The sequence below is a fragment of the Nocardia sp. PLKS1-43 genome (assembly GCF_059510335.1).
On record NZ_JCAJZQ010000020.1, the window covers coordinates 1 to 15,152 of the forward strand.

Consider the following 15,152-nt stretch of genomic DNA (forward strand, 5'->3'; position numbering starts at 1 on the left):
GCAGCAGCCCGCCAACGCGATCGCCAAAGCGTGTGCGCGGGAAGGTATTTCACCCGCCGACCTGGATGTGGTGGAGATCAACGAGGCGTTCGCCGCGGTCGGCGTGGCCTCGACGCGCAAGCTCGGCATCGACCCGGCCAAGGTGAACGTCAACGGCGGCGCGATCGCGATCGGTCATCCCCTGGGCATGTCGGGCGCCCGCATCGTGCTGCATCTGGCGCTGGAGCTGAAGCGCCGCGGCGGCGGGATCGGCGCGGCGGCGCTGTGCGGGGGCGGCGGTCAGGGTGACGCCCTGATCGTGAAGGTGTAATCCGGCACACTTCTTTCTCGGACAGCCGGGGTTCGTTCGGGTGGACCTCGGCTCGTCGGCCTTGTCGCGCGGGCGCGGCCGGCTCTCGATCCGGTGTGAGTTCCCAGATGTGGGAAGTTGCGAAATCTCTTCTCGTCGGCTGCCCCTAGGTTCGGACCGGCACGGTGTCGGGCGTGCGGGGGTGACTCCGGGGGCCGGACGCGACATGAGAGAGAAAAGGTTCAACTTTGATCAATACCCGAAAGTTCATTGCTGTCTGCGCTGCCGCCCTCGGGATTTGCGCGGGTACGGCAGCGCTCCTGCCGGCCACGGCCTCCGCCGCGGCGCCGTATGGCGGCCAGTGCGGCGCGGGCTTCGACGTCGTCGACAAGCATGAACTGAAGGCAGGCACGATCTTCCTCACCTACAACGGCAGGACCAACTGCGTGGCGACCGTGCGGGATCACCCGGGTGCCGCGATTCCGATGGGCGCGGCGGTCCGGCAGTCGAAGGACCACTCGGCGGTGGTGATCAACGACGGGCACAAGTTCACCGACTTCGCCTTCGCCAAGGTCGAGGCGCAGGGCAAGTGCATCGACTGGGGCGGCTACATCGGAGACGACCTCTGGCAGCAGTTCAACGTGCACTGCGGACGCTGAACCGTTTTCCTGAGAGAATCGGCACACCCACTACGAGGTGTCGTAGCCATTGGGCACAATGGGGAGTCATGGGCGAGATCTTCGACGTGAGCACCCTGGCCAAGCGGGTGCGGCTTTTCGGCATCCTCGAGGTGTGCGGGTGGGTGCTGCTGTTCGTCGGCATGTACTTCAAGCACGGGGTGACACCACCGGTCGAATGGCCGCTGATGGTGTTCGGCATGGTGCACGGGATCATCTTCCTGGCCTACGCGTTCAGCCTGCTGATGGCGTGGCGGGAGTTCGAGTGGCCGGGTCGCACGATCCTGCTCGGGCTCGTGTCGTCGGTGATCCCGTTCACCTCGGTCTGGTTCGAGCGGTGGGCCATCCGGTCGGGGCAGTTGGGCGAATTGAGCCCAACCCCGGCGCCTGCCGCCGCGGGCTCGTGACAAACTGGAAGCTGTGACTCGACCAGCTGCACGCCGTCCCTCGCCTGCCGTTGCCGCCGCCATGTCCGGTGCGGTGGATCTGTCCAGCTTGAAACAGCCTGCCGCCACGGATGTTCCGAGCGATCATGCCGTCACCGAGGCCAATTTCGAGACCCAGGTACTGCGGCGCTCGATGCAGGTGCCGGTGGTCGTGGTGCTGTATTCGCAGCGCAGCCCCGGCAGTGTGGAGCTGGTCAAGCTGTTCGAGCGGCTGGTCGGCGAGGCCGGTGGCGGCTGGGATCTGGCGACCGTCGAGGCCGAGCCGAATATGCGCATCGCGCAGGCGTTCGGTGTGCAGGGCATTCCGACGGTGATCGCGGTGGCCGGTGGTCAGCCGCTGGCCGATTTCCAGGGCGCCCAGCCCGAGCCGCAGGTTCGCCAGTGGCTCACCGCGGTGATGGACGCCGTTCGGGGGCAGCTGCCGGAGGGTGAGGGCAGTGCGCAGCCCGAACCCGAGGATCCGCGTTTCACCGCGGCGGAGGAGGCGCTGGACCGCGGTGACGTCGAGGGTGCGATCAGCGCCTACGAGGCGATTCTGGCCGCCGAACCGGCCAATGCCGAGGCCAAGGCCGCGCTGCGGCAGGTGCGCTTCTACGCCCGCACACAGGGGCTGCCGCAGGATGCGGTCGCCCGCGCCGATGCCGATCCCGCCGATATCGACGCCGCCTTCGCCGCCGCGGATATGGAACTGTTCGCCGGTGAGCCCGATGCGGCCTTCACCCGCCTGATCGACCTGATCAAGCGCACCGCGGGAGATGACCGCAATCGTGTGCGTACGCGGCTGGTGGAACTGTTCGAGCTGTTCGACACCGCGGACCCGGTGGTAGTCGCGGCCCGCCGGAAACTGGCGACCGCGCTGTACTGAGAGCCCGCCGGCCCGTCTCTCCGGAGTTCGGCGCGTCGTTGGGCGCGGGGACCTGGTGTCGGGCCGGCAGCAGGGTGATGGGGTTGCCTTATCTGGCGCGCCCAGTTACCCACGTTCGTGCGAATTCAGTTGTTGCGGGCACACGCAATGCGGTCCCGTTCCCGCGCCGGTGTGGCGTCGGATCAGGGGGTGGGCGGCGTTGCGCTCCGCGGCCGCGGCGGCCTGGCAAATTGGGTGAGATTTGTCACGATTTGTCGTCGCTGATGTCCGGCTGTTCCGGGGCGAGCCAGATCGCGCTGTTGGGGGCCAGGGTGATCGCGGCCGAGACCTGGTGGTCGTGCCAGGGGATTCCGGCGGTGTCTACGCCGCCGAGGTTGCCGATTCCGCTGCCGCCGTAGGGGATCGCGTCGGTGTTGAGGATTTCGTGCCAATGGCCCGGTCGCGGTAGACCGATGCGGTAGTCGCGGTGTTCGGAGCCGGAGAAGTTGTAGAGGCAGGCAATCGGCGAGCCATCGGTGGCGTAGCGCAGGAAGGCCACCACGTTGTGGTCGCGATCGTCGGCCTCGAGCCAGGCGTAGCCGCCGGGGGAGGTGTCCTGGGTCCACAGTGCCGGATGTGCTCGGTAGACGGCATTGAGATCGGCGACCAGGGTGTGGATGCCCGCGTGCAGCGGATTGTCCAATTCCTGCCAGTCCAGGCCGTGATCGTGGGACCACTCGCGGAACTGTCCGAAGTCCTGGCCCATGAACAGCAACTGTTTGCCAGGATGTGACCACATGTATGCCAGCAGGGCCCGCACGCCGCACGCCTTGGCGAAATCGTCGCCCGGCATGCGCGTCCACAGCGTGCCCTTGCCGTGCACGACCTCGTCGTGACTGATCGGCAGGACGTAGTTCTCGCTCCACGCGTAGACCGTGGAGAAGGTGATCTCGTTGTGATGCCAGCTGCGGTGCACCTGATCGCGGCCGAGATAACCGAGGGTGTCGTGCATCCAGCCCATGTTCCATTTCATGGAGAAGCCCAGGCCGCCGACGTCGGTGGGGCGGGTGACGCCCGGCCAGGTGGTGGATTCCTCGGCGATGGTGATCGCGCCCGGATGCAGCCGGTGCACCGTCGCGTTCATCTCCCGCAGGAATCGCTCGGCCTCCAGATTCTCCCGGCCGCCGTGGATATTGGGCTCCCAGCCCCCTTCGGGACGCGAATAGTCCAGGTAGAGCATGGAAGCCACGGCGTCCACGCGCAGGCCGTCGATGTGGAATTCGTCGAGCCAGTACAGCGCGTTGGCGACCAGGAAGTTGCGGACCTGGTTGCGGCCGAAGTCGAAAACGTAAGTGCCCCAATCCAATTGCTCGCCCCGGCGCGGGTCGGGGTGCTCGTAGAGGGGTGCGCCGTCGAAGCGGGCCAGGGCCCATTCGTCGCGTGGGAAGTGCGCCGGGACCCAGTCCAGGAGCACACCGATGCCCGCGGCGTGCAGGATGTCCACGAATGCGCGGAAGTCGTCGGGTGTGCCGAATCTGGCGGTCGGGGCGTAGTAGGAGGTGACCTGGTAGCCCCAGGATCCGCCGAACGGATGTTCGGCGATCGGCAGCAGTTCGACGTGGGTATAGCCTTGTGCGCGAACGTATTCGGCGAGTTGCGTGCCCGCCTCGCGGTAACCGGCCCCGGGTCGCCACGAGCCCAGGTGCACCTCGTAGATGCTCATCGGGGCACGGGCCGGGTCAGCCGTGCGGCGTGCGCGCATCCACTCCTGATCCAGCCAGCGGTGGGAACTTTCGGTGATGACCGAGGCCGTCGCGGGGGGCGCTTCGGTCGCGAAGGCGAGCGGGTCGGCGTGGTCGACGACGCCGCCGTGCGCGCCGTACACCCGGAACTTGTACTTCTCGCCCGGTCCGAGTCCGGGCAGGAACACCTCCCACACCCCCGAGCCGCCGAGGCGGCGCATGGGGGCGGTGTTACCGCTCCAGCCGTCGAAATCGCCGATCACGCTGACCCCGCGGGCATTCGGGGCCCACACGGCGAACGACGTGCCCGCCACTTCGCCGTCGAGGGTGGTGTACCGGCGCGGATGCGCGCCCAGGACCTCCCAGAGTCGTTCGTGCCTGCCCTCGCCGATCAGGTGCAGGTCCAGATCGCCGAGGGTGGGCAGGAATCGGTAGCCGTCCGCGTCCAGGACCGTGCGGCCGCCGGGGTAGGAGACCAGCAACCGGTAGTCCCAAAGGTCGGGGTACGGGACGACGCCCTCGAACAGGCCGTGTTCGACGTGCTTCAGCGGGTGGTCCTCGCCGCCGACGCGCGCGGATACCGAATTCGCATGCGGCCGAAGGGCTCTGACGACGGTGCCGTCGGGATGCGGATGTGCGCCCAGAACGGAGTGCGGGTCCGGGTGGGTGCCCGCGGCGAGCAGCAGCAGATCGCGCCGGTTCACCGGCGAAACCTCGGGTCGCGCTGCGGGTTCGGGTGCGCGGCGATCACCGGAACGTCCTGCGGTAGGCCAACTCGGTGCGGGCGGCCGCCGAGACCGGCGGCAGGGCGATGATGTGCGCGACCGCGCGAATCGGGTCCAGCCGGACGTAATTGGTTTGGCCCCAGTGATATTCCTCACCGGTGACCTCGTCCAGGACGACCGGATGGTCGTGCCATTCACGGCCGATCGCGGGCAGGTCTAGCGAGAGCATGCCGTCCTCGGCTCCGAACGGGTTCAGATTCACCACGATCAGCATCGCGTCGCCGGTGGCCGGATCCACCTTCGAGTAGGCCAGCAGGGCGTCGTTGTCCACGTGATGCACGTGCAGACAGCGCAACTGCTGCAACGCGGGGTGGGCGCGGCGGATCTCGTTGAGCCTGGTCAGCCAGGGCTCGAGCGATTCACCGCGCGCCGCGGCCTCGGTGAACGGGCGCGGACGCAACTCGTACTTCTCCGAGTCGAGGTACTCCTCGCTGCCCGGTCGCACGGCCTGATGTTCGAACAGTTCGAAACCCGAGTACACCCCCCAGGCCGGGCCCATCGTCGCGGCCAGCACCGCGCGGATGGCGAACATGCCAGGACCGCCGTGCTGCAGGCTCTCGTGCAGGATGTCGGGGGTGTTGACGAACAGGTTCGGCCGGGCCTCGTCGGCCTTGGCGGCCAGTTCCAGGGCGAATTCGGCGAGTTCGTGTTTGCCGGTGCGCCAGGTGAAATACGTGTAGGACTGGGTGAATCCGCGTCGGGCCAGGCCGTACATCCGGGCCGGGCGGGTGAACGCCTCGGACAGGAAGATCACGTCCGGGTCGGTGCGATGCACCTGTGCGATCAGCCATTCCCAGAAGTCGGCGGGCTTGGTGTGCGGGTTGTCGACGCGAAAGATGCTCACGCCCAGACCGATCCAGTACCGAACCACCCGCAGTACCTCGGCGTAGAGGCCGTCGGGGTCGTTGTCGAAGTTGATCGGGTAGATGTCCTGGTACTTCTTCGGTGGATTCTCCGCGAAGGCGATGGTCCCGTCGGGCAGGGTGGTGAACCATTCGGGATGTTCGGTGACCCACGGATGGTCCGGCGCGCACTGCAATGCCAGGTCCAGGGCGACCTCGAGGCCGAGTTGCCGTGCGACGCCTACGAATTCGGCGAAATCCGCGACATCGCCGAGGGCCGGATGGATCGCGTCGTGGCCGCCGTGCGCCGAGCCGATCGCCCACGGGGAGCCGACGTCGTCCGCCTCGCAGGTCAGAGAGTTGTTGCGGCCCTTGCGATTCACCTCGCCGATCGGGTGGATCGGCGGTAGGTACACCACGTCGAAACCCATCGCGGCGATGCGGTGCAGTTCCTTCGCGGCGGTGGCGAAGGTGCCGTGCACGGGATTGCCGTCGGCGTCCCGGCCGCCGGTGGAGCGGGGGAAGAATTCGTACCACGAGCCGTACAGGGCGCGACGGCGTTCCACCTGCACGGTGAATTGCGGTCCGCGGGTGACGAATTCGCGCAGCGGGTGCTCGCGCAGGATCTCGGCGACCTCGGCGCCGAAGGCGGGCGCCACCCGCGCGGGCAGCTGGTCGTCGCCGCGCAGGGCCGCCGCGGCGGCGCGCAGACGTTCCCACTGCTTCTTCGGAACCGCCTGTGCGGCACGGTCGAACAGCCGCGCGCCGAGTTCCAGATCGTTGGCCAGATCCGCTGCGCTCTGGCCGACGGCCAGTTTCGCCTCGACCGCCGCGCGCCACGAGGCGATCGGATCGCTCCAGCCCTCGATGCGATAAGTCCACGGGCCCGGCTCGGTGGGGGTGAATACGGCGTTGAACACATCGGGTTCGTAATCGGGGGACATCCGGATGCGCTGGGTGCGCGAGCCGCCCGGCGCGCGCACGGCCAGGGTCGCGGCGACGGCGTCGTGTCCCTCGCGCCAGACCACGGCGCGGACCGGGAACACCTCACCGACCACGGCCTTGGCCGGGTATCGCCCCGGTCCGAGGGCCGGGGCGGTGTCATCGATGGCGATGCGACCGGTCACGGCGTCAACCGTACCGGTAATCCGGACATGTTCGCGGCGATGGCGGCGGACGGGTGGCCGCCGGGTGGCGAGAAGCGATGTGGGACGGTAGGACCGAAGCGGAACGCTCGCCTCCTTTTCGGTGGCGGGCACGACGACGGCGAAAACACAGGAGGACCCACCATGACCGCAGTGCACGGCGTGTCGGTAGACATCCAGACTCCCGACGGCGTTGCCGATGCTTATGTGGCTCATCCCGACGACGGCGCCGCGCATCCGGGCGTGATCGTGTACCAGGACGCCTTCGGTCTGCGGCCCGCCCTGCGCGAGGTGGCCGACCGGATCGCTGCCAGCGGCTACACGGTTCTGGCGCCCAACGCGTTCTACCGGGCGGGCCGCGCACCGCTGTTCGACCTGCCGGACCCGATCGATCCGAAGTCACGCCCGGAGATCTTCGAAAAGATCCGGCCGCTGATGCAGGGGCTGACCCTCGATGTCGTGAAGTCCGATTCGGGCGCCTACCTGGATTGGCTGGCATCCTCCGAGCTGGTCGCCGACGGCCCCGTCGGTCTGACCGGATACTGCATGGGCGGGCGGCTGGTGCTGTTCACCGCGGCCTCGCACCCCGATCGCGTCGCGGCCGGGGGCTGCTTCCACACCGGCGGACTGGTCACCGACAGCCCCGACAGCGCACACCTGCTGCTCGAGCCGATCACCGCGGAGCTGTTCCTCGGGTACGCCGACAACGACCAGTCCGCGACCCCCGAGCAGATCGAGACGTTCGACAAGGCGCTGGACGCGGCCGGCATCACCCACACCACCGAGGTGTACGAGGGCGCGGTCCACGGCTACACCCAGGCCGACACCGAGGCATACAACGCCGAGGCGTCCGAGCGTCACTTCCGCGATCTGGTCGCGTTGCTCGATCGCACGCTGGGCTCGAAATAGTTTCCGGCGGGTCCCGGGCCGCCGCGCCGGTGGCGGCCAGGGACCCGATGAGTACAGGTCAGGGCCCCGCGGTGGCGCTGTACGGTGCCGCGCGCGGCTTGCTCGGCGTGTAGTTTCTACCCAATGAAGGCATTGCGTCGTTTCACCGTCCGTGCCCATCTGCCCGAGCGGCTGTCCGCGCTCGGCGAACTCGCCACGAATCTGCGCTGGTCCTGGCATGTCCCGACACAGGACGTGTTCGCCGAGCTCGATCCGCGGTTGTGGGTGGAGCTCGGGCGCGATCCGGTGCGGATGCTCGGCGAGGTGCCGGCCGAGCGGCTGGACGAGCTGGCCGCCGACGAGGACTATGTGCGCACGGTCGACGCCGCCGCGGCCGACCTGCGGGATTATCTGACCCGGCCGCGCTGGTTCGGCAGACAGGATCAGGGCCCGCGCTGCATCGCGTACTTCTCGATGGAGTTCGGCGTCACCGAAGTGCTGCCGAACTACTCCGGTGGATTGGGGATCCTGGCCGGGGATCATCTGAAAGCGGCCTCGGATCTGGGGCTTCCGCTGATCGGCGTCGGATTGCTCTACCGCTCCGGCTATTTCCGGCAGTCGTTGACCGCCGATGGGTGGCAGCGCGAACACTATCCGGACCTGGACCCGCAGGGGCTGCCGTTGCGGCTGCTGACCGCGGCGCGCCCGGAGGCGGCAGCGGAGCGCGGTCACGCCGGGGCCGCGCAAGCGCCGCCGACCGACACAGCCGACGGCTCGCCGGTGCTGGTGCACGTGCCGATGCCCGAGGGGCGGGTACTGCGGGCGCGGGTGTGGGTCGCTCAGGTGGGGCGAATCCCGTTGTTGCTGTTGGATTCCGATATCGCCGAGAACGATCCCGAGCTGCGCGCGGTCACCGACCGGTTGTACGGCGGTGATCAGGATCATCGGATCAAGCAGGAGATCCTGGCCGGGATCGGCGGGGTGCGTGCGGTGCGTGCCTACACGCGTGCGCACGGGCTGCTCGAGCCCGACGTGTTCCACATGAACGAGGGGCACGCCGGATTCCTGGGGATCGAGCGGATTCGCGAATTCATGGCCGGTGGACTGGATTTCGACTCGGCGCTGGCCGCGGTCCGGGCCGGTACGGTGTTCACCACGCACACCCCGGTGCCCGCGGGGATCGACCGGTTCGCCGGTGCGCTGGTCCGGCGGTACTTCGGCGGAGACCACGGTGAACGCGAATCTCCGTTGCTGCCTGGGGTTTCGGTGGACCGCATCGTGGCGTTGGGTCGCGAGGCCGATCCATCGGTGTTCAACATGGCCCATCTGGGGTTGCGGCTGGCTCAGCGCGCCAATGGTGTCTCGCGATTGCACGGTGAGGTCAGCCGGAGCATGTTCGCGCCGTTGTGGCCCGGATTCGATGCGGCCGAGGTGCCGATCGGCTCGGTCACCAACGGCGTGCACGCGCCGACCTGGGCCGCCCGCGAATGGATCGACAAGGCACGCGAATTCGTCGGCCCGGAACTGGTCGAGGAGGCGCGCGGCTGGGAACGGTTGCAGGACGTCGATCTGCGTGAGCTGTGGTCGACGCGGAACACGTTGCGCGGCATTCTCGTTGCCGAAGTGCGGCGCCGGGTGCGCGCCTCGTGGCTCGAGCGCGGTGCGGCTCCGGCTGAATTGGGCTGGGTGGATGAGGTTTTCGATCCGGGGGTGCTGACCGTCGGCTTCGCCCGGCGGGTGCCCACCTACAAGCGCCTGACGCTGATGCTGCGTGATCCGGAACGTTTGCGCGCGATGCTGACCGATCCCGATCGTCCGGTGCAGTTGGTGGTCGCCGGTAAGAGCCATCCGGCCGATGACGGCGGTAAGGGGCTGATCCAGCAGGTGGTGCGCTTCGCCGATGACGCCGGCGTGCGGCACCGCATCGTGTTCCTGCCCGACTACGACATGTCGATGGCCCGGTACCTGTACTGGGGATGCGATGTGTGGCTGAACAATCCGCTGCGCCCGCTCGAGGCCTGCGGCACGTCCGGGATGAAGGCCGCGCTCAACGGCGGTCTGAACCTGTCCATCCGGGACGGCTGGTGGGACGAGATGTACGACGGCGAGAACGGCTGGGCCATCCCCACCGCGGACGGAGTGCGCGACGATCACCGCCGCGACGATCTGGAGGCCGCGGCGCTGTACGAAACGATGGAACGTGCTGTGCTGCCGCGCTTCTACGAGCGTGACCACGACGGGGTGCCGGTGCGCTGGATGGAGATGGTCCGCCACACGCTACAGACACTCGGGCCCCAGGTGCTGGCCTCCCGGATGGTGCGGGACTACGCGGTGGGCTACTACGCTCCGGCGGCGGCCTCGTATGCCGCTGTGACACAGGACGATTTCGCCGGGGCGCGGGAGCTGGCCGACTATCGCCGCCGGGTCGAATCGGCCTGGCCGCAGGTGAAGGTGCTCCAGGTGGACAGTTCCGGCCTCGCCGACATCCCGGTCATCGGCAACGAACTGTCCCTGCGCGCCCGCATCGATCTCGCGGGCCTGGCCCCTGCCGATGTCACGGTTCAGGCGGTGCTGGGGCGGGTCGACACCGACGACGACCTGACCGAGGTCAGCACCGTCCAGATGACCCATGCCGGAAGCGATTCCGGCACGGAGTTCTACACTGTCGAGACGCCGGTTCCGCTGTCGGGCGCGGTCGGATTCACCGTCCGTGTTCTGCCGCATCACCGGTTGCTGTCCAGCCCGGCCGAACTCGGCTTGGTCGTCTCCCCGACCCCATAGGGCCGGTCCGCCTCTGCTTCCTCCGCCTCTCCGCGACTTCAGCGTGCCGTTGGGTGCCCGGGCCTCATGTTTCGGGGGCGGCGGTCGGGTCGCAGCGGGCTGTGTCCTGCTTGCGCAGCGTTCAACGGCGCATGGGTTGGGCCAGTAGGCGTTTGAGGATTTTGCCGGTGGCGTTGCGGGGAAGGGCGTCGAGGAAGACGACGTCGCGGGGGACCGAGAAGCGGCCGAGGCGGCGGCGGACGTAGGTACGGATCATGTCCGGGTCCAGGGCGAGGCCGTCGCGGGTGACGACGAAAGCGGCCAGCCGCTGGCCGAATTCGCGGTCGGGCACACCGACCACCGCGACCTCGCTGACCTGCGGCAGATGCGACAGCGCCTCCTCCACCGGCCGCGGGAAGACATTCTCTCCCCCGGAGATGATCATCTCGTCGTCGCGCCCGGCCACGAACAGCCGTCCCGAGGCGTCCAGATAGCCGACATCGCCCGTGTCGAGCATCCCGTCGGTCTCCGAGGGCGGGTCCGCGTCGGTGTAGCCGTCGAACAGCATGTGGTTGCCGATGTAGATGTGGCCGGTCGCGCCGATCGGCACGGGCCGCAGATCATCGTCCAGCACAGCGATTTTCGTGCCGAGCGGAGGGCGTCCGGCGGTGGTCGGAGCGATGCGCAGATCGGCCGGGTCGGCGATGCTCGCCCAGGACACCTCGGTGGATCCGTAGAAGTTGTAGAGGACGTCGCCGAAGCTGTCCATGAACTGCAGCACCGCTGCGCCGGGCAGCGGAGCGCCGCAGCTGGCCACCACGCGCAGACTCGAGGTGTCGTACTGTGCCCGCACCGAGGCGGGCAGATCCAGGATGCGGTGCACCATGACGGGCACGACGATCAGTGTGGTGACCCGGAATTCGGCGATCATGCGCAGGCAGTCCTGCGCGTCGAAATGTTCGGGCAGCACCACCGTCGCGCGCAGCGGGGTGCTGATCTGCAGGGCCGCCAGACCCCAGGTGTGGAACAGCGGCGCGGGGATCAGCATGGTCTCGTTCATCCGCAGCGGTATGCGCGACAGCACCGCCGCAACGGTGCCGAACCCCTTGGGATGCGGTCGCACCGCGCCTTTCGATCTCCCGCTGGTGCCCGAGGTCAGCACGACCAGCCGACCGTGCTCCGGTGGCTTGACGAACTCGCCGGTGCCCGAGGCGATCAGATGTTCGACCGTGGTGCGGCCGGGAAGCATGCCGTCGTCCACGGTGTGGTAGCACGGCAGGTCCGGCGGAAGGTAGCCGAGCAGGTCTTCCAGGTCCGGGTCGGCGAAAAGCATGGCCAGCCGCTGATTTTCGGCGATCTCGGCGATGCGCCCGGCCGGCAGCCCGGTGTTGAACAGCACCGCTTCCACGCCGAGTTTACTTGCCGCGGACATGATTTCGACCATCTCGGCGTGATTGCGGGACAGGACCCCGATGGCATCGCCGGCGCCCAGGCCGAGGTCGCCCAAGGCGCTCGCGAGGGCGTGGCTGCGGGTGTGAACCTCGCGGAACGTCCGCTCCCCGCGGCCGTCGATGATCGCGGTACGTCGCGGGGAGTGCGCGGCCGCGGCCGCATAGCCGCCCGCCAGCGTGAAACCCCAAGTGGCCAGGCCGCTGAGCTGTCTGATCGCCCGGTCCGGACGCAGCGTGCGCACCACGCCGGTGGCCAACATCTGCCGCGCGACCCCGGCCTGCAGCCGGATCGCGGAATTCTCGCCGTTGACCAGGATCGAGGTCGCGGCCCGGCCGGCGAGGTCGACGATGCGGTCGAGCCCGGCCCTGATCCATTCGACGACAGCCGCGTTCGACAACCCGCGCACCATCGGATGCACCCGGCCGGGGGCGAGGCAGGTGATGACGACGTTGGTACCGTCGGGCGCGTCGCGCAGCCGGATCGCGACGAAACTGCGCTGCGCCGGGCATTGCAGTTCGACTGTGTGCGCCTCGCGATTCAGGACCAAACGGACGTCGAGGACGCGGATCTCGGTGTCGGCACTGCCCACGCGCATGCGCCAACTCGGCGGGCCGTCGATGGTCTCCACCGGATCGCATGCCCCGATGCCGGGGAACAGCCGAGGATAGGTCTCCGGATCCGCGAGCGACTTCCACAGGACTCGGGGAGGGATTGCGAGATCGGCGCTCGCATCGACGATTTCGGTAACCACACGCTTGCACTTCTGGCTGGGCCGGGTCGACAACTCGGTTCGGCGGCTGACGTCTTTGTAACGGGCCGCGCACAACCGGTCAAGGAGAATTAAAAGTTAGGTGAATCGTGCGTTAAATTGCGGATAGGTTGCATGTGCACACAGGTTACAGATAACCCTCGGTGGGCGCGGTTGTCAACTGTTCGCTGGCGAGTCGCGGTGACTCGCCGAGGCGTCGAAAGCCGGTGTGCCGCAGCCCCGCCGCGCGGTCATCGACGCACGGGCTGCTGGGTCAGCACGCGTTTGAGAACGTTGCCGCTGGCGTTGCGGGGGAGCGCGTCGAGGAACGCGATGTCGCGCGGAACCCAGGCGCGCCCCAACCGGATCCGGATGTAATCGCGGATCGCGTCGGCGTCCAGCGCGAAGCCCGGCCGCGCGACGATGAACGCCGACAACCGCTGGCCCGATTCGCGGTCCGGTCCGCCCACCACCGCGCTATCGCTGACCTGCGGCAGATGTGCCAGGGCCTCCTCGACCGGGCGCGGGTAGACCCTCTCGCCGTCGCAGACGATCATTTCCTCCGCGCGTGCGACCACGAAAAGCCGTCCGGCCGCATCCACGTACCCCAGATCGCCGCTGTCGATCATGCCGTCGACCTCCTCCGGCGGCGGCGCGTCGAGATACCCCTCGATCAGCAGATGGTGGCCGATGAAGATGCGGCCGATGGCCCCCACCGGGAGCAGGCGCGACTCATGATCCAGCACAGCGAATTTCGCACCGAGCGGCGGGCTCCCGGCGGTGGTGGGCGAGACCCGCAGATCGGCCGGTTCGGCGATCGCGCCGAGCGAGATCTCGGTCGATCCGTAGATGGTGTAGAGGATTTCGCCGAAGGTCTCGGTGAACCGCAGCACCGTCGCCTCCGAAAGCGGTGCGCCGCCGCAGGTCACCACCTCCAGGCTGGACAGGTCGTAGCGTGCCCGCGCCGCGGCGGGCAGGTCCAGGATCTGCTCCACCATGATCGGCACGACGATCAGCGTGCGCACCCGGTGTTCGGCGATCAGGCGCAGGCACTCCTCGGCGTCGAACCGGTCCAGCAGCACCACCTTCGCGCGCAGCGGCAGGCTGATGTGCATGGCCGCCAGGCCCCAGGAGTGCGACAGCGATGCCGCGATCAGCATGGTCTCGTTCATGATGAACGGCAGGCGCGACAGCAGCGCGGCGATCGAGGAGAATCCGCGCGGCTGCGGGCGCACCGCCACCTTCGCCGGGCCGCTGGTGCCCGCCGTCAGCAGGATCTGCCGGCCGGGGTGGGCCGGTTTGCCGACATCGCCTCTGCCCGAGGCGATCAGCTCCTCCACCCCGATCTGGTCCGGCCGGGCCGGATCGCTGAACGTGCCGAAGTGCATCACGTCCGGCGGCACGTACGCCGTCAGATGTTCCAGCTCGGGATCGGCGAATATCGCTGCCATCCGGTGGGTTTCGGCGAGCGAGGCGATCCGCTGCGCGGACAGCCAGGTGGTCAGGAAGATGAGGTCGGCGCCGAGTTTGGCAACGGCCGTGACGATTTCGATCATCTCCAGGTGACTGCGGGCGAGCAGGCCGACGACATCGCCCGTGCCGATACCCTGTTCGGCCAGCGCGGCCGCGAGTCGCTGGGTGCGGGCGTGGATCTCGCCGAAGCTGCTCGCCCCGCGATCGTCCACCACGGCAACGCGTTTGGGTGAATGCCCGGCCATCGCCGCGTATCCGCCCGCGAGGGTGAATCCGTAGGTGGCCAGGCCGTTGATCTGTTTCACCATCCGGTCGGGCCGGATGCTGCGCATCACGCCGGTGGACAGGATCTGCATAGCGACCCCGGCCTGGGTGCGCACGGTGGAGTCCTCGCCGTTGAGCACCATCGACGTCGGCGCGCCGCGCACGAGATCGACCAGACGATGCAGTCCGAACGAGATCCATTCCGCCGCAGCGGCATTGGGGAGATTCGGCATGAGCGGGTGGACCCGGTCCGGGGCGACGCAGGTGATGGTGGCACGGGTGCGATCGGCACTGCCGGACAGCGCGACCGCGGCGAAACTGCGCCGCTCGGTGCACTGCAGCTCCAGGGCCCCCGCCGCGCGATCGCCGATCACCCGGACATCGAGCAGGTGAATTTCGGTGTCGCTGCCGCCGATCCGCATGCGCCACACGGGCTGTCCGTCGACGATGCCGTGCACATCGCACGCGCCGATGCCGGGAAATACCCGGGCGTAATTACGCGGATCGGTCAGCAGGTCCCACAGGACCCCGGGGGCGATCGCGAGATCGGCGCTCGCATCGACGATTTCAGTAACCACTCACTTTGCAATTCTCACGTGGCCGGTTCGACAGGCTCGGTTCGGCGGATAACGTATTTGTAACGGCCCGCTGTGGAACGGTCAATAACTTTGATATTCGAGGTGAATTCTGCATTTAATTGCCCGTCGGTTGCGTTCGTCGAATTTCGGTAGTGGTTCGGTGATCGCCGCGTCAGCCGTCTGTTCGCTGACCTGGAGCGGCGCCGCCGGAATCGATTG

Annotated in this window: 9 protein-coding genes and 1 pseudogene; 6 read left to right on the forward strand and 4 right to left on the reverse strand. The window is 68.1% G+C overall.

Annotated elements, in window-relative coordinates; all coding sequences use genetic code 11:
- The 4 genes and pseudogenes from AC5WS7_RS38385 to AC5WS7_RS38400 all read left to right on the forward strand — a co-directional run.
- Positions 1-310, forward strand: a pseudogene (locus AC5WS7_RS38385) (acetyl-CoA C-acyltransferase); the annotation flags it as partial.
- A gap of 227 nt (positions 311-537) precedes the next feature.
- Positions 538-948, forward strand: a complete 411-nt coding sequence (locus tag AC5WS7_RS38390) for a hypothetical protein (protein ID WP_495959567.1) — start codon at positions 538-540, stop codon at positions 946-948.
- 68 nt (positions 949-1,016) lie between these two features.
- The gene (locus AC5WS7_RS38395) at positions 1,017-1,373 is read left to right on the forward strand and encodes a DUF3817 domain-containing protein (RefSeq protein WP_495959568.1); all 357 of its coding nucleotides are present in this window, start codon (positions 1,017-1,019) and stop codon (positions 1,371-1,373) included.
- Between the two features lie 61 nt (positions 1,374-1,434).
- Positions 1,435-2,277, forward strand: coding sequence for a co-chaperone YbbN (locus AC5WS7_RS38400; protein ID WP_495959653.1), 843 nt, complete (start codon positions 1,435-1,437; stop codon positions 2,275-2,277).
- A 244-nt stretch (positions 2,278-2,521) separates the two neighbouring features.
- Here the strand turns inward: AC5WS7_RS38400 and glgB are convergent, their stop codons facing one another.
- Together glgB and AC5WS7_RS38410 are read right to left on the reverse strand one after the other, a co-directional pair.
- Complete coding sequence (glgB, locus tag AC5WS7_RS38405) at positions 2,522-4,702, reverse strand: 1,4-alpha-glucan branching protein GlgB (protein WP_495959569.1); 2,181 nt, start codon at positions 4,700-4,702, stop codon at positions 2,522-2,524.
- 43 nt (positions 4,703-4,745) lie between these two features.
- Positions 4,746-6,752, reverse strand: a complete 2,007-nt coding sequence (locus tag AC5WS7_RS38410) for an alpha-1,4-glucan--maltose-1-phosphate maltosyltransferase (RefSeq protein ID WP_495959570.1) — start codon at positions 6,750-6,752, stop codon at positions 4,746-4,748.
- Between the two features lie 162 nt (positions 6,753-6,914).
- On the opposite strand from AC5WS7_RS38410, the gene AC5WS7_RS38415 reads away from it, so the two are divergent.
- Both AC5WS7_RS38415 and glgP read left to right on the forward strand, forming a co-directional pair.
- Positions 6,915-7,679: a dienelactone hydrolase family protein gene (locus AC5WS7_RS38415; protein WP_495959571.1), complete on the forward strand. Its 765-nt coding sequence runs from the start codon at positions 6,915-6,917 to the stop codon at positions 7,677-7,679.
- A gap of 123 nt (positions 7,680-7,802) precedes the next feature.
- Entirely contained in the window at positions 7,803-10,439 is a 2,637-nt protein-coding gene (gene glgP / locus AC5WS7_RS38420; RefSeq protein WP_495959572.1) for an alpha-glucan family phosphorylase, read from the forward strand.
- Between the two features lie 121 nt (positions 10,440-10,560).
- Here glgP and AC5WS7_RS38425 read toward each other — a convergent pair whose 3' ends face one another.
- Complete coding sequence (locus AC5WS7_RS38425; protein WP_495959573.1) at positions 10,561-12,621, reverse strand: AMP-binding protein; 2,061 nt, start codon at positions 12,619-12,621, stop codon at positions 10,561-10,563.
- 248 nt (positions 12,622-12,869) lie between these two features.
- Positions 12,870-14,933 carry an AMP-binding protein gene (locus tag AC5WS7_RS38430; protein ID WP_495959574.1) on the reverse strand — a complete coding sequence of 688 codons (2,064 nt, stop codon included), beginning with the start codon at positions 14,931-14,933 and terminating at the stop codon, positions 12,870-12,872.
- Positions 14,934-15,152 lie beyond the last annotated feature (219 nt).

Bases quoted from the DNA above. Each gene is read 5' to 3' on its own strand.
- AC5WS7_RS38395 (WP_495959568.1), top strand. From the start codon at position 1,017: ATGGGCGAGATCTTCGACGTGAGCACCCTGGCCAAGCGGGTGCGGCTT.
- AC5WS7_RS38400 (WP_495959653.1), top strand. From the start codon at position 1,435: ATGTCCGGTGCGGTGGATCTGTCCAGCTTGAAACAGCCTGCCGCCACG.
- AC5WS7_RS38415 (WP_495959571.1), top strand. From the start codon at position 6,915: ATGACCGCAGTGCACGGCGTGTCGGTAGACATCCAGACTCCCGACGGC.
- glgP (WP_495959572.1), top strand. From the start codon at position 7,803: ATGAAGGCATTGCGTCGTTTCACCGTCCGTGCCCATCTGCCCGAGCGG.